This is a genomic window from Dysgonomonas sp. HDW5A, assembly GCF_011299555.1.
Lineage (GTDB): Bacteria > Bacteroidota > Bacteroidia > Bacteroidales > Dysgonomonadaceae > Dysgonomonas_A.
On sequence record NZ_CP049857.1, the window covers coordinates 3,871,240 to 3,896,071 of the forward strand.

Sequence of the window (24,832 nt, forward strand, 5' to 3'; positions counted from 1 at the left end):
TTAACGATTTCCTTTATTATATATTGCTTTAAATATAGAAGTATACCCTTCTACCATTTTATTTATTGTAAAATTCCTCAAATAAGATTCTCTGGCATAAGTTTTTATTTGAGAATTTACTGAATCTTGCAAAACATAGTCGATTTTAGAAACAAAAGATTCAATATTATTTTCTACAGCAAACCCATTATTTCCATCTAAAACTTCACCAATGCCCCCTACATTAGATGCAACTATTGGAATACCAAATGATAAAGCTTCCAAAAGCGATATCGGTAAACCCTCATAATTCGAAGGTAAAATAAAAACATCAGCATACTTTAAATAGATATATGCAGAATGAGTCTCTCCCAAACAAAATACATTAGAAGGTACATCAGTCAAAACGTCCTTATTACCAATCCAAACAAACGCATAATTAGGTTTAGCTTTTGCTATATCTACGAATAAATCAAATTTCTTTTGAGGAGAAATTCTTGATATACACATTACTATATGATTATAATGACGTTTAATCTCTTTTATTTTTTCTTTTAAATCTTCATTTTCTAAAGATTGTTGATCATCAGATGTATGATCGACCACACCATTATAGACAAGCTCTACATTTTTAGAAATTCCTTCTTCACGTAAACAGTCGACATCATACTTACTAACTCCAACTATTCGAGCCGCCCTATTTTTTAACACTTTCTCAACAATTAAAAACTTCCGAAAAGCTTTCCTTATTGAATCGAAACCATGAACTGTATAGACTATAGTCTTCGGATTAAACACAATACGCCCAATAGCTCCCATTTTAGAGGAATGTAAATGAACGACATCTGGTTTATATTTAAGTCTTAATTTAAACAATTTAAAAACCAAAAATAAATCCTTGTAAGATACCTCTTTACGGTGTTCACAGAGTTTAATCAAATGAACCTTCTTATCCAAATGTTTCCAAGCTTCGCCATTTCCTCCATAAAGAATAAAAACTTCGTCGCTATCGCTTAAACCTTGAATTAGATTTGCCACAACAGACTGAGCTCCACCAAATTCTGAAACTGTTATAACTTGAAAAATTTTCATTCTTTTTACCGACTAAAGTCTTTAGTTAAAAGACAAAGATATTGCTTTTTAAACAAAAAACACTTAATAGATTACATCTTTCCTTTTCTTCTTCATTTTAATTAAATTTCGAATATATCATTTTTTAGTAATATCTTTCTAAATTTGTATTTTAAAACAAAGTTTAGGATTTAACAAATTTAGGTAATTATACATGGAAAGATTATTTACGAGAAAAGGATTTAGTATGTTTATTCTATTGGTTGATCTCGTTATTATTTATCTGTCAACCTATCTGGCATATCTGTATTTTGCGGATAGTCTAGCATCTTATAATGACAATCTATACTCCATAATATCTATGGCACCATACATCGGTCTATTTTATCTTATTATAGGTCATGTATTTGAACTTGATAAACCTAAAGAATTTACTTTATTTGGAGTAGCCTACTCGGTCACCGTAGCAATTTTATGCTTATTTCTATTAACAATGGCAATGAGCTTCCTTACCAGACGATTAGCCTATCCCCGAAGTATATTAATTGTTAGCTCCATAGTTCAAGTCGTTCTATTAACACTATGGCATTTATACATTAACAAGAAATACCTGAAAGATAATGTTTTAAAAACCGTTTTAGTTATTGGGTATGACAAGGCTCGTCATTTAGCAGAAAAACTATTGCATTCTAAAGGGATGTGGTCTAATGTTAAACATATCTGCAAACCGGAATCTCCTAATCTCGAAAAATACATGGCAAACTGCGATCTTATTTTCATTTCTGATGATGTTGATGAAAGCATGAAGCAAGAGATGGCAGAAGACTGTGTCAAAAAAAGTAAGCAGTTCTTTTATGAACCTAAGTTTCAGGAGATATTTTTATTTAATGCCAATTTTGTACAAATTGGAGACACTCCTGTATTAAAGGTTAGACCTTTTGATATTAATATAGAACACGATTTTGCCAAACGCACATTAGATATATTATTGTGCTCTATCGCTTTTATCGTAGCCTTTATTCCGGGTGCCATTGTTGCACTATGCCTTAAAATAGGTGGTGGATCGGTGTTTTATAAACAAGAGCGGATAACAAGAGGTAATAAACCTTTTTACATTTACAAATTCAGGACAATGATTGAGAACGCAGAAGCTGCCTCAGGACCAACATTAGCTCAAGAATCGGATAATAGGATCACCAAACTAGGATACTTCTTAAGAGCAACCCGCCTTGATGAAATTCCCCAAATACTCAATATCCTAAAAGGCGATATGAGCATTGTAGGCCCACGTCCCGAACGTCCTTTTTTCGTAGATCAATATTGCATTGATATTCCTGAATATAATTTGCGTCACCGGGTAAAAGCCGGATTAACCGGATTGGCTCAAGTACAAGGTAAATATAATACCTCTGTAAAAGATAAACTCAAATACGACTTATTATATATCAACGGATATTCATTTGCATTAGATATTAAACTTATAATGCAAACACTAACTGTATTATTGAAGAAAAGCAGCACTGAAGGTATCCGCGAATCGGAAAATAAGGAAGAACTTATTAATAAATTAATTGATAAAGAATAAGTATATCTATTTTTTTTACTTCTAATTAATAAGGCTTTATCATTATTATATTTGCCAAGATAACACAAAGGTCTGAGACCTGAATACATATTTGTAATGAATAATTTTTCTGAACTAATCACTCAAAGACGTAGTATACGCAAATTTACCTCCGAACCTCTTAAGGCAGAAGAAGTAGAGCTAATTTTAAAGGCCGGACTAAAATCTCCAACATCTAAAAACGCAAAGCCATGGCACTTTATAGCCATTGAAGATAAAGATTTATTGGATCAACTTGCACTTTGTAAAAAAATGGGAAGTAAACCCATTGAAAACTGTTCTTTAGCTATAGTAGTTGCTGTTGATCCCTTTACCAGTAGTGTGTGGGTTGAGGATGGCTCTATAGCTTCTATTATGATGCAACTCCAAGCAGAAGATTTAGGCTTAGGAAGTTGTTGGATACAAATCAGAGAGCGGTATACAGCTTCTGATACTTCGTCAGAAGAATATGTGAAAGATTTATTAGATATCCCCATGCAAATGCAAGTTCTATCAATCATAGTATTTGGACATAAGGATCAGGAAAAGCCACCCCACGATGATGAAAAACTGGAATGGGAAAAAGTGCATATAGGAAAATTCAAGTAAACAGAATACAGCAACAATAAATTAACGAATCTCAATATGGCTAAAAACTCAGGTAACAGATTCCCTTATGGTCTTTTAATCCTTATAATAGGTATAATATACCTACTTAGTAAAACGGGAATATTGGCACATATACCCTATGCTGATAAATTAATGAATATTGGTACTTTCTTCCTGATTGCCGGTATTATTTTTCTATTCACAAAAGCTGAGAAAACGATGGGAATTGTATTCACTGCCATTGGAGTAATCATGAATTTTGATTTCTTCTTTGGATGGATTCACAATTTTTCTTCATTAATAATACCTGTTATACTAATTGCTGTAGGGCTTTTTATGGTTATCACCTCTAAAAAATAAATTTTAGATGAATGTTGTATTTATAGGTGCCGGACGTTTAGCAACTCATTTAGCAATTGAGTTATCGAAACACCCGTTCAATATTCTCCAAATATATAGCCGAACAGACAATTCGGCGATGGAATTGGCTCGAAAAGTCAATGCAAAATCAACCTCTGATATAAAAGAGGTGATAAGGGATGCTGATATTTATATATTTTCGATTAAAGATTCTGCTTTACCCCAGCTATTAGCTGAAATACCTTCCAATAAAGGTTTATGGATACACACCGCAGGTAGCATACCTTTAGATATTTTCAAAGAATATAATAACCGGTATGGCGTATTATACCCTTTTCAAACATTTAGTAAAGATCGTAATTTGGACTTCAGTGTAATTCCTTTATTTCTAGAGGCAAATAACGAGAATGATTTGAAAATCTTGTTTAACATCGCAGAGCAAATTTCTAGTAAAGTATATTCTTTATCTTCCAAAAAACGTCAATATCTTCATCTTACAGGTGTATTTGCATGTAATTTTGTAAATCACATGTATTCAGTCTCTCATAGTATCTTAGAAAAAGAAGGCATTCCTTTTGAAACTGTACTACCTTTGATAGATGAAACAGCAGCAAAAATACACAGTCTTAGCCCCAAAGAAGCTCAAACGGGTCCTGCAATACGTTATGATGAGAATGTTATAAACAAGCATCTTGAATTGATCAAAGACCCCGATTTAAAGGAAATATATTCCTTAATCAGTAAAAATATATACAAAACAAATAAGCCTCAATAAATATGAGTTCTATAAACTACGATCTGAATAAAATAAAAGCATTTATTTTCGATGTTGATGGAGTGTTATCTCCGGATAGCATACCTATGTCTCCCGAAGGAGAGCCAATGCGCATGGTAAATATTAAGGATGGTTACGCCCTTAATCTAGCTTGTAAATCGGGTTACGGCTTAGCAATTATTACCGGTGGTGACACAGAGGCTGTAAGGTTGCGTTTTTCCAGATTAGGTATTGAACATATATATATGAAATCATCCATAAAAATCAATGATTTCAATGATTATTTATCCCAAACCGGTTATAAACCGGAGGAAATTATTTATGTGGGAGACGATCTGCCAGATTACCATGTAATGAAAGAAGTTGGCCTCCCGGTTGCTCCCGCAGATGCTGCACCTGAAATCAGAGGTATTGCGAAATATATATCGCATAAAAAAGGTGGTGAAGGAGTTGCCCGTGATGTTATAGAGCAGGTTATGAAAACACATGGTACTTGGATGAATGATAAAGCATTCGGTTGGTAAACGAATGAGTAGAAAAATCATTATATATTCTTCTGTTGCCCTAGCTATAATTCTCATCAGTTTTATGGGTATAAGATATGCTTATAATCTCGGATATATAAGACTAAATTATCCCTCACCAGATCTATATCCCGTACATGGTATTGATGTTTCACATCATCAACTAAAAATAGATTGGGATAAATTAGATAAAAATAAAGTGCAGTTTGCTTTTATTAAAGCTACAGAAGGTGGTGACTTTAAAGACACACAATTCGAGAAAAATTGGGCACAGGCAAAACAGCTAAACATCCCCAGAGCGGCTTATCACTTTTTCACTTTTTGCAGAGATGGCAAAGAGCAGGCTTATAATTTTATAGAATCAGTACCTAAAGACAGTACAAACTTACCTCCTATCATAGACTTGGAATTTGCCGGTAATTGCAGTCCTCAGAACTACAGAGAAAATATCATCCACGAAATAGCTCTTTATATACAAACTATTGAAGATTACTATGGGAAAAAGGTTCTCATATATACTACTGAGGAGTTTTACCTGAAATATCTGATAAAACACTTTGAGAGCAATCCGATATGGATTAGAGATATACAAACCACGCCCCAATTAGATAATAATAGAAAATGGTTGTTTTGGCAATATGCCGACAAAGGTCGACTTGAGGGTATAGAAACCTTAGTTGATTTAAACGTATTCCACGGAACAAAAGAAGAATTTGATAAACTACTCCGTAGTTCTTCTATTGCAGATTAAAAAGGTGGCGATAGTAATATGAAAGGCGAATAAGGTATATTGCGCAATATAAAGAAAGACACAGCCGTGATTAAAACTACCCACCCAAATTTACCGGAAAACAAAAAACTATTTAAGTACAATTGTTTTTTAAGGCCATATACTTCAACCAGAATAATGTAAAGATAAACGAAGATTGGTGTAAAAATCACAAAAAGAGCATTATATCTCAAAGCTGTAATAAATTCACCATGCAATAGATAATGTAAAGCTCGCTGACCTCCACACCCAGGACATTGTAATCCTGTTACCTGATGGAAAGTACATTGCATACTCCATCCACTATCAGATTCATTATAGAAATAATATAGACCAATAATGATAATCGGAAAGATTATAGATAAGAATATAACAATCAGTTTTCTCATGAAGAAAAATAAAAAAGGGTAATATAACGATACTACCCTTCTGTATAATTTAGTCAATCTTATTGATTAGATATTTGCTCTATTATTTGTTGATATTGCTCTAAATATCCATCTGCTCCTAAAGATGCAAATTGTACAATCATCCAGACCAAATTCAATGCGAATAAGCCGATTGATATGAAAGCCAATATTTTAGTATTTTTAGCTGATGATTCGGCTCCAAGATAGTCGCCATAATTATATTTGGTATCAACCTGATTCGAAAATATAATTGCAACAATACCAAGTATAAGGCCAATGCAACAAGGGCTGCATATACCTACAATTGTCCCAACTATAGCCAAAGGCAGATTATTGTTCGGTTTAGGAGGTCTGTTTTCATCCAAAGGTGCGTTGAAATTAAAGTTTGGATTTTGTGTGAATGATTTATTTTCCATATAAAATTAATGATGTTAGTTTTTCAATATATAAATTTTCCAAATTCACTTTCAATCACAAGCTCTGTTTTTGAAGACTCTTCTACCCTACCGACTATCTGAGCATCAATATTAAACGACTTGGAAATATTAATTATTGTTTGTGCATATTCCGGAGAAACATATACTTCCATTCTATGCCCCATATTAAAGACTTTATACATCTCCTGCCAACTTGTACCCGACTGCTCATGTATAAGCTTAAATAATGGTGGCACCGGAAACATATTATCTTTTATTATTTTTACCTTATCTACAAAATGCAAAACTTTAGTTTGAGCACCCCCTGAGCAATGCACCATACCATGAATTTGAGGGCGTAACTGTTCTAGGATCTGCTTAATGACAGGTGCATAAGTACGTGTAGGTGAAAGAACTAATTTTCCTGCATCTAGGGAAACATCAGAAATAGTATCAGTCAACTTTTTACCACCCGAATAAGCTAAATCCGAAGGAATAGAAGCATCATAACTTTCAGGATATTTCTGGGCCAAATAATTAGCAAATACATCATGACGTGCCGATGTTAAACCATTACTACCCATTCCCCCATTATATTCAGTTTCGTAAGTAGCTTGTCCTGAAGAAGACAGTCCAACAATCACATCTCCTGCTTGAATTTTATCATTAGATATAACATCAGAACGCTTCATTCGGCAAGTAACTGTACTATCAACTATTATAGTGCGTACCAAGTCCCCCACATCAGCAGTTTCTCCACCTGTAGGATAAATATTCACTCCTAAGTCTGATAATTCGATACACAGATCGTTTGTTGCATTAATTATCGCAGAGATAACCTCTCCCGGAATAAGCATCTTATTACGTCCGATAGTTGACGATAATAAGATATTATCAGTAGCTCCGACACAAAGTAAATCATCAATATTCATAATCAAGGCATCTTGTGCTATACCTCTCCATACCGATAAATCACCAGTTTCTTTCCAATATACATATGCCAGAGACGACTTAGTTCCTGCTCCGTCAGCATGCATTATATTACAATACTCCGGATCTCCCCCCAATATATCAGGAATTATTTTACAGAAAGCGTGGGGATATAATCCTTTATCTATGTTTTTTATTGCATTATGGACATCTTCTTTGGATGCAGATACACCTCTTTGATTATATCTTTGGTCGCTCATGGATATTATAATGTAACGTTTATCTAATCTTGTTAATACTTTTTTGCAAATGTAGCAAAAAAACGGCTTTATAACATACTTATATAGGTATATTTGTACTTAGGGATTGACTCAATAATGATAATTATGCTAAAACAAAAAATCGCAATCACGGGAGCAGCCGGCAATTTGGGAAACCTATTAGCTTATGGTTTGCAAAAGAAAGACGTAGAATTAAATCTTTTAATTCACAATAAAAAAATATCAGATGATCTCTCTTCTCAACAGAATGTATCCATCTTCAAAACGGATCTTGCTGATGAAGGTAGTTTATTCGATGCTTTAAAAGATGTAGATACAATCGTTCATTTTGCAGGTGTATTATTCAAGGCCAATCCCGAAAAATTTCTTTCAGAAACCAATACCCGGTATTTCAACAATCTATTAAATGTTGCAGTAAAGCAACAAGTTAAAAAAGTTATTCTTATTAGCTTTCCCCATGTCGAAGGCGAAACCTTTCCTCATAAGCCTGCAGACGGTACTTTGGATGGTAATCCCATATCTGCACATGCCCAAACCAGACTCGAAGAAGAAAAACTACTGTTTAAATACGCAGAGCAATATAAATTCACACCCGTATCATTAAGAGTCGGGATGGTATACGGAAAAAATATATTGATGATTGATGCAGCTCAGTGGTTTGCCCGTCATTACTTGCTAGGCGTATGGAAACAACCTACCTATATTCACCTTATATCCAAAGATGATTTTGTTAATGCTACAATAGCTGCTGCAATAAAGCCCAACATTCACGGTATATATCATATTGGAGACGAAGGCATTCAAACATTACAGCAATTTCTAGATGATATAACGACCTACAAAGGAAACCACAAGCCTTGGCGTATGCCTCTTTGGATAATTATGTTTGCAGCACGCTCATTCGAACTCTATTCCTCTTTATCAGGAAAGATAAGTCCACTCACTCGTGACTTTATAAAGATCGGTCGAATATCGTATTACGGCAATACTGAGCGAATGAGAAAAGAACTACTCCCTACACTTAAATATAAAACATATAAGGAAGGGATAACTTTGTTTGAGTAGGTAATATCAATAACAAATGCTTCGTATTGCAATAAAAAAGATTCATCAAAACAAATCTTTTAGTGATTGCACAACTCTAACATTAAATAAAAAAACACCTACCTAGAGAGATATTACAAGATGAATTACTATCTTTGCACCTCAAATTTACTTATTGAAAATGATCAATCGCGTTCTTATTCGTATTCGGGTTATACAAGTATTGTACTCTACCTATATTAATGAAAGTGGAGACCTAAAAAAAGCAGAAACCGAACTCATGTTCAGTCTTCAAAAGTCATACGACTTGTACTATTATCTATTGGCTCTTCTCATTGAAATTACCGACACTCATACCAGACGTCTCGAAGCTCGTAAAGGTAAACTATTACCAACTGACGAAGATATTAATCCAAACACCAAATTGTCAGATAATCTATTTATCAAACAATTAAAAGATAATACACAATATAATAAATATATTGCAGACAGGCCTCAATCGTGGGAAGATCACGAAAACTACGTCAGAAGTTTGCTCGAAAAGATTTTAAACTCTGATATTTATACCGAATATCTGGAAAACGAAGTTTCTGACTTTGATACAGATCGTGAATTTTGGAGAAAGGTTTTCAAAACATTTATATATTGTGATGAAGAACTTGATGATATCTTGGAAGATGATAGCCTTTTCTGGAATGATGATATTGAAATCGTACAATCATTCGTGATTAAAACAATAAAAAAACTAGACGCTGAAAAAGGTTCGAATCAAGCGTTACTTCCTATGTTTAAAGATGAAGAAGATCGTCAATTTGCTATTAAACTTCTAAGAGAGACGATGTTTAATGTGAAAATGGCTCGCGAACTTATCAATAAATATGCAAAAAACTGGGAGTCCGAACGAATTGCTTTTATGGATATGATTATCATGCAAACAGCAGTATCTGAACTTTTAGCCTTTCCGTCTGTTCCTATCAATGTTACAATGAATGAATATATAAATATCGCTAAATCATATAGTACACATAAAAGTTCTTCTTTTATAAATGGTATCTTAGATTCAGTCGTAACAGAACTAAAGAGCGAAAATAAATTATTAAAAAAATAAAATCTAGGCATTAGCAAGTGCAGGATATTTTATTTTCACTTTTATATTTTATAAAAAAAAGTATCTTTGTAAAAGAGAGGTTTCAGTATTAGATATCCGAATGATAATATATCTATACTGTATACACTTATCTCAACATTAAATAGGTCTAAAACCTTAATAAAAATAAAAAACGATAAATTTTATGAATTCATTAGTAGTATTCTTACAAGCGGCAGAAGGGCCGGCCGGAGGAGCATGGGGAACAATCGCTATGTTTGGTCTTATTATTGTGGTATTCTATTTCTTTATGATACGTCCACAACAAAAGAAACAAAAAGCCGTACAAGAAGCTCGCCAAGCAATGAAAGTTGGTGATAAAGTTATTACTGCCGGAGGAGTACATGGTAGAATCAAAGAAATAGGCGAAACTTATTTTATTGTTGAGATTGCGGAAAGCGTAAGAATCAAAATAGATAAAGCTTCGGTATTTGCAGTTTCAGAAGAAGCACCTAAAGCTTAAAACTGAGTAATATCAATTTATATTGACGAAATAAAGATGCATAAGCAATGAGCAATGCTGCAAATAAAATATGGCAAGAAGTCAGATTTTTTTTAAGAAAAATATCTTGGAAAAAAATTCTGACTTTTTCTTTTTTTGTCATTATAGCTGCATTCCTTTGGTTTATGCAGATTTATAACCAATATTTCGAAACATCTATTATTGTTCCGATCAAATACATATCGGTACCCGATAGTATCATTTTTCAGGATTCTTTACCTTCACAGATCAGTTTGAGGATAAAAGATAATGGATTTAGTATGTTTAAATACTATTTCAAAAAAAGAGATACTTTACGATTAGATGTTTCTGCTATTATCAATAGCAGTTCCAGTAAAGTTTTACAAGGTAGTACATTTGATATGTATGTTCGTAAAGCATTACCGACTTCTACCCAAATACTCAATTACGATCCTGTACGCATATCGTTTAATTATGCAATCCTTGAATATAAAAAAGTACCTCTTATTTTTGATGGGCAGATAAATCTATCTCCCGGATACTTTCTAAACAGTGATATCAAAATTATTCCGGATAGTGTGATGGCTTATGCAGCAAAGCCCGATTTGGATAAACTGATGTTTGCTTACACTGTAAATGATACTATAAGCGGACTTAATTCAGATAAAAGGATTTCATTCAAACTTGCTTCAGTAAAAGGTATACGATTTGTACCCGAAGTAGTAAGTATAGATGTTCCAGTAGAAGCATATACTCAGAAAAATGTAGAAATAGCAGTAGAATGTCTAAATCTTCCGGAAAATTTGAATGTGAAATTTTTTCCTTCTAAAGTAAAACTTTCATTTTTCGTAGGAGTTTCGGAAGTTGACTCTATAAAAATTAAAGATTTTTCTGTTGCAATTGATTATGATGGAATAAAAGAGTCTAAGCAAGTTTCTGTTCCTGTGCGTATTACTTCCAGTCCTAGTTATGTGAGAAACCTAACCATTTCTCCACCAAACGTTGAATTTATTTTTGAATATAAAAATACAAAAGTTCAATGATTAGGCTAGGCATAACAGGAGGCATAGGCAGTGGTAAATCAACTGTTACTAATATCATTAAGCTATTAGATATACCCGTCTATATAGCCGATATCGAGAGTAAAAAACTGACAGAATCATCGCCTGTTATTAGAGAAAAACTAACCAAAGCCTTTGGTAATAACTTATATAACGGCGATAAACTAAATAAACAATTATTAGCTTCATATATTTTCAATGATAAACACAAGCTCGCAATAGCTAATTCAATTATTCATCCTGAAGTTGATAAGCACTTTTGCGAATGGCTAAAAAAATACCAACATCATCATATAGTTGCTCTTGAAGCTGCTATTCTTTATGAATCGGGTATGGAAAGATTAACTGATAAGGTTATAATAGTATACACCCCATTAGAAGACCGTATACAACGCACCATGCTACGAGATAATACCACCAGAGAAAAGGTTCTGGAAAGAATAAATAGCCAATTATCAGATGATGAAAAACTAAAACGTGCGGATTACGTTGTATACAACGATGAAACAAAATCGCTGATACAACAATCTATAAAAATAATTGAAAATATAAAATGATAGAAGATAATTTATATAGCGATATATTTGAAGCCAACAAACGTTGGGTGGAAGATAAACTAAAAGATGATCCGGAATTTTTCCACCATCTGGCAGAGGAACAACATCCTGATTTTTTATACATCGGATGCTCCGACAGCAGAGTGCATGCCAATGAAATTATGGGATTGAGACCCGGGCAAGTTTTTGTTCATCGAAATATAGCCAATATGGTTATAAACACTGATCTGAATGTATTATCTGTGATAAATTATGGTGTACAAAACCTGAATGTTAAGTATATTATAGTTTGTGGACATTACAATTGTGGAGGAATAAAAGCTGCCATGGATTTTAAAGACTCCGGTTTGATAAGCCCTTGGTTAAGAAGTATCCGTGATGTATATAGGCTACACGAAAAAGAGCTTAGCTTAATAAAAGATCCTGAAGAAAGATATCGCCGATTTGTTGAAATAAACATTTATGAACAATGCATCAATGTTATTAAAATCAGAGAGGTTAGAGAATCATTTAAGAATACAGGTTATCCACGTGTTGTAGGATGGGTATATGACCTTAATGAGGGTATTTTAAGAGACTTGGAAATTGACTTAAATAAAGAATTTGATCGAATACACAATTTATTTCGCCTCGGTTAACCTTAAAGGCCTAGAGCGTTTTATTGTTGTATAAATAAAATAAAAAGAAATAATTAGAACCATAAAATATGGTTCTAATTATTTCACATCACAGATTGGACATGAAATATATAATTTATACACTCAGCTTATTACTTGTTACCCTATTAGGGTGCAAACCTCCACATACTAATACAGAGAATGCATTATCTGTATCTATTGAACCTCAAAAATACTTTTTAGAGGCAATTGTTGGAAATAAGTATACAGTAAATACAGCTATACCATCCGGATCTAATCCCGAATCTTATGATCCATCCCCCTCTCAAATGGTAAATATTGGAAAAAGTAAGATGTTTTTTAAAGTTGGCAATCTAGGATTCGAGAATACATGGCTTAATAATATAAGTATTAATAATCCTGATTTACAAATAGTAGATTGTTCTGTCGGAATACCTATAATTATGGATGATCATGGACATGCCGGGCATAGTCATGAAGGCAGTGATCCTCATATATGGAGCTCACCCTCAACAGCCCTTATAATCTCAAAAAATATGTATAATTCGATCGTTGGTTTAGACCCTAAACATACCGATTATTATCTGGAGAGGTACAAGGATCTTGAAAAAGTAATACTTACGACAGACAGTACAATTCAATCCTATTTATCGGAAGCACCTAGTAAATCTTTCATAATTTTTCATCCCGCATTAAGTTACTTTGCTGATCAATATGGTTTAAATCAGTATAGTATCGAGGTTGATGGCAAGACACCTACACCTCAGCAAATGTCTAATCTCATTCAAGAGGCAAAAAAAGACAATGTAAAAGTAATATTTGTACAAGAGGAGTATGATCAAAAGAATGCCGAACCTATAGCTAAAGAATTAGGAGCTGAAATTGTATCTATTAATCCACTCTCTTATTCTTGGAATGAAGAACTGATAAAAATAGCAAAAGCTATTGCACAAAAACATGACTAACAAAATTCTAGAATTAAAAAATATAACTGTTGGATACGAATCCAATAGGCCAATACTCAATGATGTTAACCTGAATGTATATCAGAATGACTTTCTTGGAATTATTGGTCCCAATGGTGGTGGTAAAACAACTCTGTTAAAAACGATGCTTGGACTTATTAAACCAACTACCGGAGATATTGTATTTTATAAAAAAGATCAAGCTGTCAATCGCCTCAACATAGGTTATCTACCTCAAATCAATCAGATAGATAAAAAATTCCCTATTTCTGTTTTTGATGTAATTTTATCCGGTCTTACAGCCAAACGTAAATTCTTCACTTATTTTACAAATGAGCAAAAAGAGCAGGCTAAAAACGTCGCTCATAGAATGGGGTTAGAAAATCTGATCAATAGACCCATAGGAAATTTATCCGGAGGACAGCTTCAGCGAACTTTATTAGGTAGAGCTATTGTTGATAACCCTGATCTATTAATCCTTGACGAGCCAAACTCATATGTCGATAAACGATTCGAGACAAATTTCTATAAGATTTTGGAGGAAGTAAATCTAAACACAGCGATTATTATAGTTTCCCATGATGTAGGAACAGTAATTTCTTTAGTGAAAAATATAGCCTGTGTTAATGAAGGACTGCATTACCACGCAGGATCGAATGTTTCTAGTGAGTGGCTTGAACAAACATATACCTCATGCCCCATCGAAATAGTGGGTCATGGAGATTTTCCTCATCGTGTACTTGAAAAACATGATGGTTGTAAATGTTGTGATAGCAATACTCCAAATTGAACATTCTTTAGATTACATTGTTTTGAATATATGAAATAATTGATTAGAAATGATGAAAAATATATTTCTGTATAGTATTGCGATACTATTCCTTGCATTATCAAGTTGTAGCAGTGTTCCATTAACCGGAAGAAAGCAAGTTCTATTAGTATCTGATCAAGAGGTATTAACACTTAGTTTGCAAGAATATGGTGAGTTTATGAAAACTGCACCGAAATCTACAGATAAAGCAAATACTGCACTCGTTAATAAAGTAGGAAGAAACATAGCTAACGCTGTAGAGACTTATCTCAAGGCAAACGGAATGGAAAGCATGCTCTCTGAATATGCCTGGGAATTTAATCTGGTAAAAAGTCCCGAAGTTAATGCTTTTTGTATGCCGGGTGGTAAGATTGTAGTATATGAAGGAATTTTACCGATTACTAAAGACGAAACAGGATTAGCCGTAGTACTAGGACATGAGGTTGCACATGCTGTTGCAAAGCATGCAAATGAACGTATGAGCCAGCAAATGCTTCAACAATATGGTGGGGCTGCTTTAGGCGTTGCTTTGAGTGGAACATCGAGTACTGTACAAACAGTTGCAAATTCGGTTTATGGGCTTAGTGCGGAATATGGAGTTATGTTGCCTTATTCGCGTAAACAAGAGTTAGAAGCAGATAAATTGGGTTTAATCTTTATGGCAATGGCAGGATATAATCCACAAGAGGCAGAAGGATTCTGGACTAGAATGTCTAATAAATCAGGAGGAGCAAGTGTCGCCGAATTTCAAAGTACTCACCCTTCTGACGAAACCCGTATAAAGAAAATACGCGAAGCACTTCCTGAAGCAATGAAATATTACAAAGGATCGACAGGAAATTCAACTAAAACTCAGTCTGCAAAAACTTCCGATCAATGGAAGTTCTAAGAATATAAGTAATATAATTACAAGAAAGATCTCCTGAAAAACTCAAGAGATCTTTTTTTGCTTTTATAAATTTAAGTAAAAAAATATTCAATAATATATTAATGACTCAACTATCTATAGAATACGTCTGCGAGTTTAAATAATATATAGTTTGTATAAAGCCCAGATATAACTGCTATTTATCACAGGGAAATGAAGCAATACATAATTCGCATTACTTATTATTTTATAATTCAAAAAAAATAGCGAAATTTGTAGATGATGGTATTCACCATATTTTAGATTGTTTTTCTAAAATATATGATATACTATCTGCTCAGAAGGTAAAAAAGTAAGAGAATTAATCCAATTTAAATAAACAAATAAAAACAAGATGACTAAAAGTGCATTACAAGTAGCCAGAGCTGCTTATAAGCCTAAAATGCCTAAAGCATTACATGGTACTGTAAAAATCGAAGAAGGTGCAGCAACTCAATCAGTAGCAGATCAGGAAGCTGTAGCAAAGCTATTCCCTAACACTTATGGTATGCCTATCGTTAAGTTTGTTGAAACAACGGACAAGATTGACTACCCTGTTGCTAATGTTGGTGTTATTCTTTCCGGAGGTCAAGCTCCTGGTGGACATAATGTTATAGCCGGTATTTTTGATGGTATCAAAAATCTAAATAAAGACAATAAAGTTTATGGTTTCCTTATGGGACCCGGTGGTCTTATTGATCATAAATACCAAGAATTAACTGCTGAAATTATCGATGAATATCGTAATACAGGTGGTTTTGATATTATTGGCTCGGGTCGTACTAAATTAGAAACTACAGAACAATTTGATAAGGGTCTTGAAATTCTAAAGAAATTGAATATCAAAGCTCTTGTTATTATTGGTGGAGATGATTCTAATACAAATGCTTGCGTTTTAGCTGAATATTACAAAGCGATAAATGCAGGTGTGCAAGTTATTGGTTGCCCTAAAACAATTGACGGTGACCTTAAAAACGAAATGATTGAAACATCTTTCGGTTTCGATACTGCTTGTAAAGTATACTCAGAAGTAATCGGAAATATTCAACGTGACTGTAATTCGGCTCGTAAATACTGGCACTTCATCAAATTAATGGGTCGTTCGGCTTCTCATATTGCTCTTGAATGTGCTTTACAGGTACAACCTAACTTTTGTATTATTTCAGAAGAGGTAGAAGCTAAAAAACAATCTCTTGACGATATTGTAAATGAAATAGCAACTGCCGTAGCTAAACGTGCAGCTAAAGGAGATAACTTCGGAACAGTTCTTATACCTGAAGGATTAATCGAATTTATTCCGGCTATTAAAGCACTTATTTCTGAATTGAATGACTATTTGGCACATCACCAAGCTGAATTTGATGCTGTTGCTAAAGATCAACAACGTCAATTTATAATCAGCAAGCTTTCTCCTGATAATTCTGCTGTATACGCTAGCCTTCCTGAAGGTGTAGCTCGCCAATTGACTCTTGACCGCGACCCACACGGAAATGTTCAAGTATCATTAATCGAAACTGAAAAACTTTTGGCAGAAATGGTTGGTAACCGTTTAGCTGAGTGGAAAAAAGCAGGTAAATATGATGGCAAATTCTCTCCACAAGTTCACTTCTTCGGATACGAAGGTCGTTGTGCTGCTCCATCGAACTACGATGCTGACTATTGCTATTCATTAGGATATACCGCTTCTGCTCTTATCGGTGCAGGTAAAACAGGTTATATGTCTTCTGTTCGCAATACAACAGCTCCGGCAGACCAATGGATTGCAGGAGGTGTACCAGTTACAATGATGATGAACATGGAACGTCGTCATGGCGAAATGAAGCCTGTTATACAAAAAGCATTAGTAAAATTAGATGGTGCTCCATTTAAGTTCTTTGCTGCTAATCGCGAGAATTGGGCAATCAATACAGAATATGTATATCCAGGCCCTATCCAATATTTTGGACCAACAGAAGTTTGTGATCAAACAACTGTCACACTTAAGTTAGAACAAGGTAAATAATCTTTATTTACTCTTCCTAATAAGAAAGACTGTCTGTGATGGCAGTCTTTCTCTTTTTAAGATTAACCACTTTTAGCCTTTCGAATATTAACCAATCATGAAAACGTACATATTATCACTTCTCATCTTCATTAGTATACCTGTATTTTCGACATATAGAGGAACCGTTTATCAAACAAATCAAAATGATTCCGTTCCTATTGAAGGAGTTATAGTAACAGATGGTAAAAATGTTACAAAAACAGATAAAAATGGCGAATTTTCATTACCGGGATTTGAGAAAACACGATTTATTACAATTACCACTCCTTCAGGATATACGACAAATAACTTTTATATTCCTATAAAAAGTGGAAATGAATCATATATTTTTTATTTGGAAAAAAGTGATAAAACAAAAAATAGAGCACATTCATTTATACAAATTACAGATACAGAAGTTCATAATGGCTTAGGTATCTGGACTACTTATCTTCGTGATTACATAAAGAACGAACAACCTGCATTTCTTATTCATACAGGAGATATATGCTATGAATATGGGATGAAGATCCATGCAAAAGCCATTAATTCTCAAACTATGGGTATACCGGTTTACTACGGAATAGGTAACCATGATTTAGTAAAAGGCCCTTATGCTGAAAGATTATATGAATCTTTATATGGTCCTACATGGTACTCTTTTAATATAGGTAATACACATTATGTAATGACTCCGATGGCTAATGGTGATTATAAACCTAGTTATACAAGGGAGGATGTTTATCACTGGTTGAAAAATGATTTGTCAATGATGGAGGAAGGGCAATCACTAGTCATCTTTAACCATGACATCCTGACTCTTAGTGATGATTTTATATTCGGTATCAATGATAAAGAGTTCATTAACCTGAGAGATTATAATATAAAAGCCCAGATATATGGACATATGCACTACAACTATGTTAGAAATCAAGGAGGTGTTTATACAATATGTACAAGTACTATAGACAAAGGTGGAATAGATCATTCTACATCGGCTTTTCGCATTCTTGATGTTGCAGTAAATGACAGTGTCTCCTCACGTTTGCGATATGCTTATATATCGCCTCAGGCAGCTATAACATCGCCTTTAGAGGGGCAATACTCTCCCACTCTATCAAATGGAGAAATACCTATCTCGATAAACACATACAACTCTATTTCAGAAACCAAAAATGTAGAATATATTCTGACCGATATAGAAAGCAATACTAGAATAATAAGAGGATATATTAAACAACCTAAAACAGATTGGAATTGGTATGATGAGATAACTATTCCCATTCGTTATTCTAATAAAAAGATAAGAATAGAAGCAATAGTTACTTTTAATAATGAACAAAGAATTACGACTTCAAATATGTTCCATTATCGTAAGAATTTTAAACCTTCTATAAAATTAGGCGAAAACTGGAATACTTTATTGCAAAATGCACAACATACCGGTGATACTACAGCAAAGACTAATACTCCTTTACAACTGGCATGGGTCAATAATGTAAATGCAAATATCTATATGACCTCTCCTCTGGTAGCTGACGGTAAAGTATTTATTGCTTCTACAGATGATAATATCATGAATAAATCATCGATAACAGCTTTTGATATTCAATCAGGAAAATTGCTTTGGAAATATAAAACGCTAAATTCTATCAAGAATACAATTGCCTATCATAATAATATTGTTGTAGCACAAGATGCTGAATGTAATTTGTATGCTATTAATGCAAATTCGGGAGAATTGCTATGGCAACACAAAATAGGTCTAACAGGATTTCCTTATTTATCAGAAGGATTAACTATTAATAATAATATTGTATATGCAGGAACGGGTAAGGGATTAGCCGCTTATAATATAGATGATGGTCAGATTATTTGGAAAAATAAAGGTTGGGATCAATATGAAGGTGCAACAACAACACCGACGATCGCCAATAATATACTGGTGTGTGGTGCACAATGGGGAGGTTTATTTGCGAATAATTCAATTACAGGAGATTTTTTATGGAAACTCTCTGATAATGGAATTAGTGACAGAGGATCATCTCCCGTTTATCAAGACGGAAAGTTATATTTAATCTCTAGAAAAAGCTTATTTATAATTGAGCCTACTAACGGGACTATATTAAAAACCACGGAATTTCCATTTGACGTAGATGTAACTTCGACACCATTAATTACAGCTAACGAGATTATCTTTGGATCTGCAACAAGAGGATTAATCGCTTTAGATAAACAGTCTTTGAAAATAAAATGGAATATACAAACTAATACATCACTAGTTTTTACAACACCTTACTCTATGCCTCCATCTGCAACTGTAGAAACCAGTCCGATTCTCTCTCAAAACACAGTGTACCTAGGAGCATCTGATGGATATTTATATGCTGTTAATCTCAATACAGGAATCATCGAGCAAAAAATAAACTTAGGAGCTCCAATATTCAATAGCCCTGCTATATCAGGTAATACATTGGTTATTGCAGACTACAGTGGAAATGTCTACACTTTTGTTTCTAAAAATTAACAATAAATATCGTTATAATAATTGATATGAACCTCCGGGTATTGTTCTTACAATACCCTTCATTTCCATATTTAGTAAAGTCGGAAGTAAATTTGAGACAGGAATTCCTATCTGGTTTGCAATTAAGTTTATATGCAGGGATTCTATTGCAGCCAACAAGTCATACACAGCTTGTTCATCCGTAGATAGGTCTAAAAACAATTGACATTGCTTGGGTTTATTTAATTGCTTGTTTACATCCCATTGCATATGTTTTATAAAACTTTCGGCAGATTGCAATAAGATGGCTTTATTATCTTCTATCAACATATTACAGCCAACCGATTCTTTATCTGTTACACGTCCGGGTAAAGCAAATACATCTTTATTATATGAATTAGCAAGTTCAGCGGTTATTAAAGAACCTCCTTTAATATCTGATTGTACTACTATTGTAGCATCTGCCATACCTGCCACAATTCGGTTACGACGGACAAAGTTAAACTTATCGGGTTCTGTTCCACTTGAGAATTCAGTAAGTAAACCTCCATTTTCTAACATTTCGACTGCTGTCTTTCTATGAGTCAATGGATATATCCGATCTAAACCATGTGCTAGAACTCCAATTGTTGGTAAATTATATTTTAAAGCAGCTTTATGAGCTTGAATATCTATTCCATAAGCTAAACCACTAACCACCAAAATATCAGGATAAGCCGAAGCTATTTCCGATAAGAAGTTATCACAAAAATCATTTCCATAGTTAGTTGATTTACGGGTACCAACAATACTTATAACTTTCGATACATTTAAATCGGCTTCCCCCTTATAATAAAGCAAAATGGGGGCATCTATACATTCTTTTAAGCGATAACAATAATCTTCATCCAAATAAAAAAATGTTCTAATATTATTCTTTTGTACAAAGGATAATTCTTTCTCAGCTTTATCCAATACCTTCGTATCTAAGATGGCATCAGCCAAATAAGTGGATATTCCTTTTACTGTAATGAGAGATTTTTTACTTGATTTAAATATTTCCTCGGCATCTCCTATTGTATCTAATAGATTACGTGCCAATATATCGCCAACTCCTTCTATTTGGGTTAGTGCAATTTGATATAATAGTTTTGTTAAATTATTGTCCATGTCTGTTTAAAATAAGAACAAAGATATTGAATTCTTTTGTAGAAAAATTTTGCTAAAACAAAAAATGAGTATATATTTGCATCCGTATTGCGAAAGTAGCTCAGTTGGTAGAGCACGACCTTGCCAAGGTCGGGGTCGCGGGTTCGAATCCCGTCTTTCGCTCAAATGTGGCTAGTGTCACATTTTTTTTTCTTGAAACTTTTGCACACGTGGTGGAATTGGTAGACACGCTACTTTGAGGTGGTAGTTTCTGTAAGGATGTGCAAGTTCGAGTCTTGTCGTGTGTACTAAGGAGTTAGAGTAATTTAACTCCTTTTTTATTTCCCTGATGTTATAAACTTTCAAACAAAAAAAGGATGCTTATTAGGCACCCTTTCATGTTTTTAATTGATCTTTTTATTAAATAGTGGCTTGAACTGACTAAGTTTATATCTAGCTATCGCTTTTGCACATTTGCCTGTTCCAAGAATTGTGCTTTCAGGTAAAAGTGGATTCTTTATGATTGGGATTACTAGCCCTGAATGGATTAAATGACTTCCATAATCAATACAGCTTTCTTTTAATTTGGAGTATACATCAGTTGAAGCATATAGGACATCATTGTATCCTTTAGGGAGTATATAATTATTTGATCTTATCCAATTAGATTGTTTATGTACAAATCTCATTTTTAGACCTCCTTGTTTAGTTTGATGATTAAAGCATCAGCTTGCCTCACTGAAAACTCAGCAATCTGACTGTATGATAATTCTGATAGCGGTTGACTGCTTCCGTTTGAGTAGGAGTTTGCAAGCATCCCATTCATAGCCATAGCAGCAAAATATTCTCTCTTGGTTAGACCGTGATTGTAAACATCTTCTTCTCTTGATAGCACTCCTACGCATCCAAATGCTGCATCTTCTTGTTTTGTTTTCATTTTAGTTCCTCCTTTATTTGATTAATGAATACTGTCCACGCTTCATTCCAGAAGCGTTTGAATTGAGGTGTAACATCTTTTTTGCAAGGAAAATCGGCTGCATCAAAGAATGTAGTTAATTTATCGGAGTCACGATAAACCATATCATAATATTCGTGTACAGATGAACACTGTTCTAATGACTCAACTTCTTCTAATAGTTCTTTTGATTCAGCTTTAGATAGTTCTTTATTTTTCACAGCCTCCTTTATATCGTTCCTCATTGATGAAAGTGTTGCATCAAGATCAAACCAACCATCTGCACCAAACTTTCCGGCAGCATAGTATATATCTAGTTTTGTCAGAAACTCTTTAAAGGAAGATCCACAAGCACCCCAATAATTTTGCCAATTGCCATAATCGGAAGCTATTTGAATACGTCCTGCCTTATCTGAATAGTCTAATGTTATGTCTGCCCAATACATACCCGATTTATGTCGAATCTTATATAGTTCACATTAACTTTTGCTTATTGTAAATTCTGAATTGTCAATTTTACTCATGGTTCTCTTTATTTATTAAATAGCTTTTACCTGTGTATTTCCCACATTTCGGGCATCTCCAGAGGGAACGAGCATTAAAGAAATTTATCTCATCGCCATAAATATTTCGAACAAACTGATATTCGTGTTCGCAGAACAATTGTTTTATGAATTTCATATATTCTGTTTTAATTGGGGATAGGCATCCTGTACCTTATTATTAAAATAATAATTGTAAAATGGAGGAGATACCCGCTTTAATACCCTCTTATCAACCTCCATTGCTTGTGTGTCCTCAAATTCTATGTTAACTTTTGCCCTATTAGAATCCGTAATTGATGCAAACCAATATCAAAACCTCTTCGATCTTGGCTCTTGAAATGCTCAGAGGGCATAGATCTCCATTCTTCAAATATGTTTTCAATAACAAGAGTCATATTATTACGCTTCAATAGGCGACACAACTTAACACGTCCTATTTCTGGATTAACACCTAAATAGTTAGCCACTGTATACTTGAAAAGATTATTATTACCTATTGTATGAATTCTTAATTTGCTATCCTCTCCCTTTCTCCACTTGAATAGGGAGAGGGCGAAGTTTGCACCTGCTTGAAACGATTCTCTTGCTTGAATTGAACAAGCTGTTGAAGCTTCCCAGCAAAACAATTTGTCATTGTCATTTGAACAACCGGATATATATTCTTGTGATGCTATATAATCGGTTTGATCTTTATGTTCATTGCCTTCCCTCTGAATGAGGGCTTTTATTTCTTCGTTCATATTAATTGATTTGTTTTTGTATTTTTGCTAAATGGCTAAGAAGAAAAAATTTAGGACTAAAAAGATTCGCAAATTTGTAATGTTCATGGACTCGTTCAAACATTGGGGATATAATATACCCAAGAATGCTTCTGATCGAGAAATATACTTTGATTTTGCATTTTGGATATTCCTAATATCGGCAATGATAATTGCAATTTCTCTGAATATTTACGAAATCTTTATTCGTTAATTATCTCAATAAGCCTTCCCGTTATATGGTCAGCTTTGATTTTTCGTTTAGTTCATAGTCATATACCCAGACATAAGGATTACTATCCCAAGTACCTTTACCGTTTATTTTATCTATTAGTGCTGCATAGGCTTTAATTGGGGTAGTTCCCAATTCATCAAAGAATAAACCTTTTTGTAAACCATATACAAAACATTGCATTCCACCATAATCACAGTCTGTTATTCCCTCTCTAAAGCAATCTTCTTCGGTTATATCCTGTAACCTTTCAGCACGAACACCTGTAATCTTAATAAAATGACGTGCTGCAGAAGCAGGCATAAAGAGTTTATTTCTCCAAGTCAGTTCTAATGCTTGTATATCGATACATGGTAAGGTGAATTTGTATGCAATGCTCCCATCATTTAGAATATGATAGGGTTCCTTTAGATAGAGAATATCATCAACTTTGTATTTAGGCTTAATCTCTTTTGCTTTTTTCCCATTTGAAGCATATAAAGAATGCTATCGAAGAAAACCCTTTATAGCAGAGAATCCTTTCGTTATATGTAGAGGACATTAAAATTGAATCTTGTTTTAACAATTTATAGTAAATGGATCACAGCTTTCTTTACTTCCTATTGCAAACAATCTTATTTTATCCATAATTATGCTATTTTTGATGTTAAATACTAAATGATAATGCTAGACAATCACCCTAGAATCAGAACTTTTATTTTTATATTCCTTACATTATGTTTATTATTAACGGCTTTAATAACATCAAAAGACTACTATGATTTGTATCGAAATGGTGTGAAAATAAAAGCCTACATCACAGGTCATGATAACTCGATAAAAATGCCTTATACCAGATATGAATACAATTGGGATGGGTTGACCTATTATGGATCAAGCACTTTCTTAAGTGGTACTAATGTCGGTGATAGTATTGAGATAGTTGTAAATCCGAATAATCCAAATATTCGTGAGATAAAAAAGGTGTTAATAGGGTATTAAAAAAGCAACTATTGATTAGCTGCTTAAAAGAGGTTAGTATTATAGATTGCCTTTCTTTAAATTGTTTTATTTCCAGAGTTACTTCTCCTGAAAATTTTCAATGGTTGACGAACCTATATTTTTTAGCATGAACTTTAGATTTTCATTACAAACGAGTAGTTCATTTCTATTATAATCGGTCATTAAAAAACTAAATATAAGAATCATATATACACTATCTTTTCAAAATAAACTCTAATACGTCTAAAAAAATGTACGATGTCACGTATTTATAGTCAATTAAAGATCGTGCTTCACTTTCTAGTATGTTCCTATATTCACTTATATATTTAGTCATTGGTATTCCCAAAACTTCTAATTCATTCATACAGTTGTAATCCAAAT

The 24,832-nt window shown here is 33.6% G+C and carries 29 protein-coding genes and 2 tRNA genes; 21 read left to right on the plus strand and 10 right to left on the minus strand.

The genetic code is table 11. The features are described 5' to 3' along the window. Positions 1 to 1,071, minus strand: a complete 1,071-nt coding sequence (locus G7050_RS15895; RefSeq protein ID WP_166117227.1) for a glycosyltransferase — start codon at positions 1,069 to 1,071, stop codon at positions 1 to 3. A gap of 193 nt (positions 1,072 to 1,264) precedes the next feature. Here G7050_RS15895 and G7050_RS15900 point away from each other — a divergent pair, with 193 nt between their 5' ends. From G7050_RS15900 to G7050_RS15925, 6 genes are all read left to right on the plus strand, one after another. Beyond that, on the plus strand, positions 1,265 to 2,635 hold the full coding sequence (locus G7050_RS15900; protein ID WP_166117229.1) for a sugar transferase: 1,371 nt from the start codon (positions 1,265 to 1,267) through the stop codon (positions 2,633 to 2,635). A 96-nt stretch (positions 2,636 to 2,731) separates the two neighbouring features. Further along, complete coding sequence (locus G7050_RS15905; RefSeq protein WP_166117231.1) at positions 2,732 to 3,262, plus strand: nitroreductase family protein; 531 nt, start codon at positions 2,732 to 2,734, stop codon at positions 3,260 to 3,262. Positions 3,263 to 3,298: 36 nt separating this feature from the next. Continuing rightward, a complete protein-coding gene (locus G7050_RS15910; protein ID WP_166117233.1) occupies positions 3,299 to 3,622 on the plus strand; it encodes a hypothetical protein in 324 nt (107 codons plus the stop codon). Between the two features lie 7 nt (positions 3,623 to 3,629). Further along, entirely contained in the window at positions 3,630 to 4,397 is a 768-nt protein-coding gene (locus G7050_RS15915) for a Rossmann-like and DUF2520 domain-containing protein (RefSeq protein WP_166117235.1), read from the plus strand. Positions 4,398 to 4,399: 2 nt separating this feature from the next. After that, positions 4,400 to 4,921 carry an HAD family hydrolase gene (locus G7050_RS15920; RefSeq protein WP_166117237.1) on the plus strand — a complete coding sequence of 174 codons (522 nt, stop codon included), beginning with the start codon at positions 4,400 to 4,402 and terminating at the stop codon, positions 4,919 to 4,921. Positions 4,922 to 4,925: 4 nt separating this feature from the next. Next, on the plus strand, positions 4,926 to 5,672 hold the full coding sequence (locus G7050_RS15925; RefSeq protein WP_166117239.1) for a GH25 family lysozyme: 747 nt from the start codon (positions 4,926 to 4,928) through the stop codon (positions 5,670 to 5,672). Here the strand turns inward: G7050_RS15925 and G7050_RS15930 are convergent. From G7050_RS15930 to G7050_RS15940, 3 genes are read right to left on the minus strand one after another with little or no spacing between them, the layout of a single operon-like run. Beyond that, positions 5,669 to 6,079 carry a DUF2752 domain-containing protein gene (locus G7050_RS15930; protein WP_166117241.1) on the minus strand — a complete coding sequence of 137 codons (411 nt, stop codon included), beginning with the start codon at positions 6,077 to 6,079 and terminating at the stop codon, positions 5,669 to 5,671. The two genes, G7050_RS15925 and G7050_RS15930, sit on opposite strands and share 4 nt — an antisense overlap. 59 nt (positions 6,080 to 6,138) lie before the next feature. Further along, positions 6,139 to 6,516, minus strand: a complete 378-nt coding sequence (locus tag G7050_RS15935) for a CD225/dispanin family protein (RefSeq protein WP_166117243.1) — start codon at positions 6,514 to 6,516, stop codon at positions 6,139 to 6,141. Between the two features lie 23 nt (positions 6,517 to 6,539). Beyond that, positions 6,540 to 7,706, minus strand: coding sequence for an AIR synthase-related protein (locus tag G7050_RS15940; RefSeq protein ID WP_166117245.1), 1,167 nt, complete (start codon positions 7,704 to 7,706; stop codon positions 6,540 to 6,542). A gap of 126 nt (positions 7,707 to 7,832) precedes the next feature. Between G7050_RS15940 and G7050_RS15945 the strand changes: the two genes are divergently transcribed. From G7050_RS15945 to G7050_RS15995, 11 genes are all read left to right on the plus strand, one after another. After that, complete coding sequence (locus tag G7050_RS15945) at positions 7,833 to 8,792, plus strand: NAD(P)-dependent oxidoreductase (protein ID WP_166117247.1); 960 nt, start codon at positions 7,833 to 7,835, stop codon at positions 8,790 to 8,792. Positions 8,793 to 8,952: 160 nt separating this feature from the next. Continuing rightward, positions 8,953 to 9,879 (plus strand): transcription antitermination factor NusB, encoded by a 927-nt coding sequence (nusB, locus tag G7050_RS15950; RefSeq protein ID WP_166117249.1) that lies wholly within the window; start codon positions 8,953 to 8,955, stop codon positions 9,877 to 9,879. A gap of 184 nt (positions 9,880 to 10,063) precedes the next feature. Continuing rightward, complete coding sequence (yajC, locus tag G7050_RS15955; protein WP_166117251.1) at positions 10,064 to 10,381, plus strand: preprotein translocase subunit YajC; 318 nt, start codon at positions 10,064 to 10,066, stop codon at positions 10,379 to 10,381. A 47-nt stretch (positions 10,382 to 10,428) separates the two neighbouring features. Then, positions 10,429 to 11,424 carry a YbbR-like domain-containing protein gene (locus G7050_RS15960; RefSeq protein ID WP_166117253.1) on the plus strand — a complete coding sequence of 332 codons (996 nt, stop codon included), beginning with the start codon at positions 10,429 to 10,431 and terminating at the stop codon, positions 11,422 to 11,424. Next, positions 11,421 to 11,999 (plus strand): dephospho-CoA kinase, encoded by a 579-nt coding sequence (coaE, locus tag G7050_RS15965; protein WP_166117255.1) that lies wholly within the window; start codon positions 11,421 to 11,423, stop codon positions 11,997 to 11,999. Before G7050_RS15960 ends, coaE begins: the two co-directional genes overlap by 4 nt. Beyond that, entirely contained in the window at positions 11,996 to 12,637 is a 642-nt protein-coding gene (locus tag G7050_RS15970) for a carbonic anhydrase (protein ID WP_166117257.1), read from the plus strand. The genes coaE and G7050_RS15970 overlap by 4 nt, the downstream gene beginning before the upstream one ends. A 101-nt stretch (positions 12,638 to 12,738) precedes the next feature. After that, positions 12,739 to 13,602, plus strand: a complete 864-nt coding sequence (locus G7050_RS15975) for a metal ABC transporter solute-binding protein, Zn/Mn family (protein WP_166117259.1) — start codon at positions 12,739 to 12,741, stop codon at positions 13,600 to 13,602. Next, the gene (locus G7050_RS15980) at positions 13,595 to 14,392 is read left to right on the plus strand and encodes a metal ABC transporter ATP-binding protein (protein WP_166117261.1); all 798 of its coding nucleotides are present in this window, start codon (positions 13,595 to 13,597) and stop codon (positions 14,390 to 14,392) included. Before G7050_RS15975 ends, G7050_RS15980 begins: the two co-directional genes overlap by 8 nt. A gap of 49 nt (positions 14,393 to 14,441) precedes the next feature. Next, positions 14,442 to 15,302 (plus strand): M48 family metallopeptidase, encoded by an 861-nt coding sequence (locus tag G7050_RS15985; RefSeq protein ID WP_166117263.1) that lies wholly within the window; start codon positions 14,442 to 14,444, stop codon positions 15,300 to 15,302. Between the two features lie 373 nt (positions 15,303 to 15,675). Continuing rightward, positions 15,676 to 17,322, plus strand: coding sequence for a diphosphate--fructose-6-phosphate 1-phosphotransferase (locus G7050_RS15990; protein WP_166117266.1), 1,647 nt, complete (start codon positions 15,676 to 15,678; stop codon positions 17,320 to 17,322). A gap of 97 nt (positions 17,323 to 17,419) precedes the next feature. Next, positions 17,420 to 19,870, plus strand: coding sequence for a PQQ-binding-like beta-propeller repeat protein (locus G7050_RS15995; RefSeq protein WP_166117267.1), 2,451 nt, complete (start codon positions 17,420 to 17,422; stop codon positions 19,868 to 19,870). Between the two features lie 12 nt (positions 19,871 to 19,882). Here G7050_RS15995 and dprA read toward each other — a convergent pair whose 3' ends face one another. Further along, the gene (gene dprA, locus G7050_RS16000; RefSeq protein ID WP_166117268.1) at positions 19,883 to 20,998 is read right to left on the minus strand and encodes a DNA-processing protein DprA; all 1,116 of its coding nucleotides are present in this window, start codon (positions 20,996 to 20,998) and stop codon (positions 19,883 to 19,885) included. Positions 20,999 to 21,087: 89 nt separating this feature from the next. On the opposite strand from dprA, the gene G7050_RS16005 reads away from it, so the two are divergent. Both G7050_RS16005 and G7050_RS16010 read left to right on the plus strand, forming a co-directional pair. Continuing rightward, positions 21,088 to 21,160: transfer RNA gene (locus G7050_RS16005), tRNA-Gly, on the plus strand. 41 nt (positions 21,161 to 21,201) lie between these two features. After that, a tRNA-Leu gene (locus tag G7050_RS16010) sits at positions 21,202 to 21,285 on the plus strand. Positions 21,286 to 21,668: 383 nt separating this feature from the next. On the opposite strand, the gene G7050_RS16015 is transcribed toward G7050_RS16010, so the two are convergent. The 4 genes from G7050_RS16015 to G7050_RS16030 all read right to left on the minus strand — a co-directional run bounded on the left by G7050_RS16015 (position 21,669) and on the right by G7050_RS16030 (position 23,217). Further along, positions 21,669 to 21,914, minus strand: a complete 246-nt coding sequence (locus G7050_RS16015) for a hypothetical protein (RefSeq protein ID WP_166117269.1) — start codon at positions 21,912 to 21,914, stop codon at positions 21,669 to 21,671. Beyond that, positions 21,911 to 22,378, minus strand: a complete 468-nt coding sequence (locus tag G7050_RS16020) for a hypothetical protein (protein WP_166117270.1) — start codon at positions 22,376 to 22,378, stop codon at positions 21,911 to 21,913. The genes G7050_RS16015 and G7050_RS16020 overlap by 4 nt, the downstream gene beginning before the upstream one ends. Before the next feature lie 70 nt (positions 22,379 to 22,448). Then, positions 22,449 to 22,613 (minus strand): hypothetical protein, encoded by a 165-nt coding sequence (locus tag G7050_RS16025; protein ID WP_166117271.1) that lies wholly within the window; start codon positions 22,611 to 22,613, stop codon positions 22,449 to 22,451. A gap of 124 nt (positions 22,614 to 22,737) precedes the next feature. Continuing rightward, a complete protein-coding gene (locus G7050_RS16030; protein ID WP_166117272.1) occupies positions 22,738 to 23,217 on the minus strand; it encodes a hypothetical protein in 480 nt (159 codons plus the stop codon). A 31-nt stretch (positions 23,218 to 23,248) separates the two neighbouring features. Between G7050_RS16030 and G7050_RS16035 the strand changes: the two genes are divergently transcribed. Beyond that, positions 23,249 to 23,449 carry a hypothetical protein gene (locus tag G7050_RS16035; protein ID WP_166117273.1) on the plus strand — a complete coding sequence of 67 codons (201 nt, stop codon included), beginning with the start codon at positions 23,249 to 23,251 and terminating at the stop codon, positions 23,447 to 23,449. A 21-nt stretch (positions 23,450 to 23,470) separates the two neighbouring features. On the opposite strand, the gene G7050_RS16040 is transcribed toward G7050_RS16035, so the two are convergent. Then, a complete protein-coding gene (locus G7050_RS16040) occupies positions 23,471 to 23,770 on the minus strand; it encodes a hypothetical protein (RefSeq protein ID WP_166117274.1) in 300 nt (99 codons plus the stop codon). A 360-nt stretch (positions 23,771 to 24,130) separates the two neighbouring features. Between G7050_RS16040 and G7050_RS16045 the strand changes: the two genes are divergently transcribed. Further along, entirely contained in the window at positions 24,131 to 24,448 is a 318-nt protein-coding gene (locus G7050_RS16045; protein WP_166117275.1) for a DUF3592 domain-containing protein, read from the plus strand. Positions 24,449 to 24,832: the final 384 nt, after the last annotated feature.

Coding starts and splice junctions, on each gene's coding strand:
- G7050_RS15930 (WP_166117241.1), bottom strand. CDS start 6,079: ATGAGAAAACTGATTGTTATATTCTTATCTATAATCTTTCCGATTATC.
- G7050_RS16045 (WP_166117275.1), top strand. CDS start 24,131: ATGCTAGACAATCACCCTAGAATCAGAACTTTTATTTTTATATTCCTT.
- coaE (WP_166117255.1), top strand. CDS start 11,421: ATGATTAGGCTAGGCATAACAGGAGGCATAGGCAGTGGTAAATCAACT.
- G7050_RS16040 (WP_166117274.1), bottom strand. CDS start 23,770: ATGCCTGCTTCTGCAGCACGTCATTTTATTAAGATTACAGGTGTTCGT.
- G7050_RS15900 (WP_166117229.1), top strand. CDS start 1,265: ATGGAAAGATTATTTACGAGAAAAGGATTTAGTATGTTTATTCTATTG.
- G7050_RS16020 (WP_166117270.1), bottom strand. CDS start 22,378: ATGTATTGGGCAGACATAACATTAGACTATTCAGATAAGGCAGGACGT.
- G7050_RS15960 (WP_166117253.1), top strand. CDS start 10,429: ATGAGCAATGCTGCAAATAAAATATGGCAAGAAGTCAGATTTTTTTTA.
- G7050_RS15975 (WP_166117259.1), top strand. CDS start 12,739: ATGAAATATATAATTTATACACTCAGCTTATTACTTGTTACCCTATTA.
- nusB (WP_166117249.1), top strand. CDS start 8,953: ATGATCAATCGCGTTCTTATTCGTATTCGGGTTATACAAGTATTGTAC.
- G7050_RS15970 (WP_166117257.1), top strand. CDS start 11,996: ATGATAGAAGATAATTTATATAGCGATATATTTGAAGCCAACAAACGT.
- G7050_RS15925 (WP_166117239.1), top strand. CDS start 4,926: ATGAGTAGAAAAATCATTATATATTCTTCTGTTGCCCTAGCTATAATT.
- G7050_RS15985 (WP_166117263.1), top strand. CDS start 14,442: ATGATGAAAAATATATTTCTGTATAGTATTGCGATACTATTCCTTGCA.
- yajC (WP_166117251.1), top strand. CDS start 10,064: ATGAATTCATTAGTAGTATTCTTACAAGCGGCAGAAGGGCCGGCCGGA.
- G7050_RS15910 (WP_166117233.1), top strand. CDS start 3,299: ATGGCTAAAAACTCAGGTAACAGATTCCCTTATGGTCTTTTAATCCTT.
- G7050_RS15990 (WP_166117266.1), top strand. CDS start 15,676: ATGACTAAAAGTGCATTACAAGTAGCCAGAGCTGCTTATAAGCCTAAA.
- G7050_RS15935 (WP_166117243.1), bottom strand. CDS start 6,516: ATGGAAAATAAATCATTCACACAAAATCCAAACTTTAATTTCAACGCA.
- dprA (WP_166117268.1), bottom strand. CDS start 20,998: ATGGACAATAATTTAACAAAACTATTATATCAAATTGCACTAACCCAA.
- G7050_RS16025 (WP_166117271.1), bottom strand. CDS start 22,613: ATGAAATTCATAAAACAATTGTTCTGCGAACACGAATATCAGTTTGTT.
- G7050_RS16015 (WP_166117269.1), bottom strand. CDS start 21,914: ATGAAAACAAAACAAGAAGATGCAGCATTTGGATGCGTAGGAGTGCTA.
- G7050_RS16035 (WP_166117273.1), top strand. CDS start 23,249: ATGGCTAAGAAGAAAAAATTTAGGACTAAAAAGATTCGCAAATTTGTA.
- G7050_RS15945 (WP_166117247.1), top strand. CDS start 7,833: ATGCTAAAACAAAAAATCGCAATCACGGGAGCAGCCGGCAATTTGGGA.
- G7050_RS15940 (WP_166117245.1), bottom strand. CDS start 7,706: ATGAGCGACCAAAGATATAATCAAAGAGGTGTATCTGCATCCAAAGAA.
- G7050_RS15905 (WP_166117231.1), top strand. CDS start 2,732: ATGAATAATTTTTCTGAACTAATCACTCAAAGACGTAGTATACGCAAA.
- G7050_RS15995 (WP_166117267.1), top strand. CDS start 17,420: ATGAAAACGTACATATTATCACTTCTCATCTTCATTAGTATACCTGTA.
- G7050_RS15895 (WP_166117227.1), bottom strand. CDS start 1,071: ATGAAAATTTTTCAAGTTATAACAGTTTCAGAATTTGGTGGAGCTCAG.
- G7050_RS15920 (WP_166117237.1), top strand. CDS start 4,400: ATGAGTTCTATAAACTACGATCTGAATAAAATAAAAGCATTTATTTTC.
- G7050_RS15980 (WP_166117261.1), top strand. CDS start 13,595: ATGACTAACAAAATTCTAGAATTAAAAAATATAACTGTTGGATACGAA.
- G7050_RS16030 (WP_166117272.1), bottom strand. CDS start 23,217: ATGAACGAAGAAATAAAAGCCCTCATTCAGAGGGAAGGCAATGAACAT.
- G7050_RS15915 (WP_166117235.1), top strand. CDS start 3,630: ATGAATGTTGTATTTATAGGTGCCGGACGTTTAGCAACTCATTTAGCA.